The sequence below is a fragment of the Pseudomonas indica NBRC 103045 genome (genome assembly GCF_002091635.1).
Lineage (GTDB): Bacteria > Pseudomonadota > Gammaproteobacteria > Pseudomonadales > Pseudomonadaceae > Pseudomonas_M > Pseudomonas_M indica.
The window spans coordinates 1-571 of record NZ_BDAC01000061.1 but is presented as its reverse complement, the minus strand read 5'-3'; the positions used below and the strand labels follow the sequence as shown (position 1 = coordinate 571).

Sequence of the window (571 nt, the reverse complement as noted above, 5' to 3'; positions counted from 1 at the left end):
AGCGGCTGATCACGATGTCGCTCGGGGCGATATCTTCGCCGAATGCGATGGCATCCACCTTCCCGGCGCTGGTGTCGTAGTTGTTGATCGAGTCCTGGCCCCAGCCCCGGTTGAAGCGGTACACGTCCGAACCGGCGTCGCCGACGAGGTAGTCGTTACCTACGCCACCTTCGAGGATGTCGTTGCCATTGCCGCCGTAAAGCGTGTCATTGCCCACGTCACCTTGCAGCAGGTCGTTACCGTTGCCGCCATATAGTAGGTCGCTACCCTCGCCACCCTGCAGGCTGTCGTTGCCGTCCTCGCCGTACAGCGTGTCGTTGCCCGCGCCGCCTTCCAGTACATCCTGGCCGGCCTGACCGAACAGGGTGTCGTTGCCCAAGCCACCGCGCAGGGTATCGTCGGTGGCATAACCCCACAGGGCATCGTTGCCATCGGTACTCTGCAGTGCCATGGCTTTTACCTGGGCTATGGTCCAAGTGGTGCCGTCGGCGAAGCGGATTTCTTCCAGGCGATAACCGCTGCTGCCGTCGGCATGGAAGTAACTGCTCACCACGATCCGGTCCGTCGAACC

1 protein-coding gene is annotated in these 571 nt (G+C 62.2%); it reads right to left on the bottom strand.

Annotated elements, in window-relative coordinates; genetic code table 11:
* Positions 1–550 (bottom strand): calcium-binding protein (locus PIN01S_RS26160; protein ID WP_369690639.1); only part of this gene is annotated, 550 nt, incomplete at its 3' end.
* Positions 551–571: the final 21 nt, after the last annotated feature.